The sequence below is a fragment of the Paenibacillus sp. SER-28 genome (assembly GCF_052906305.1).
On record NZ_JBRECM010000049.1, the window covers coordinates 1 to 389 of the forward strand.

At 65.0% G+C, this 389-nt stretch carries 1 protein-coding gene; it reads left to right on the forward strand.

What is annotated here, in order from left to right:
* Window positions 1-389: AMP-binding protein (locus ACUYLD_RS25520; RefSeq protein WP_446676233.1), on the forward strand; the 389-nt coding region annotated here is incomplete at both ends.

Sequence of the window (389 nt, forward strand, 5' to 3'; positions counted from 1 at the left end):
GCAAGCGGCATCGGCCGGGAGACGATCGTCGGCATTCTCGCCGAGCGTTCGGTGGACTTGCTGGTGGCCGTGCTGGCTGTCTGGAAAGCGGGCGGGGCGTATGTGCCGCTCGACCCGGATTATCCGGCGGACCGCGTGCGGTTCATGCTCGAAGACAGCGGAGCGAAGGTGCTGCTGACACTAACGCCGCTGCGAGAGCGTGCCGAAGCCTGGCTCGGCGAAGAGGAGCTGGCGCTGGCGGCTGTGCTGTACCTCGACGACGAAACTTCGTACAGCGAGGAGCGGGCGAATGCGCCGATTGGCTCCGGCATGGTCTCCGGCAAGCTGACGGATGCTGTGGACGACGGCGATGAGAGCCATCAGAATGTTGGCACCGACAGCTTCCATGA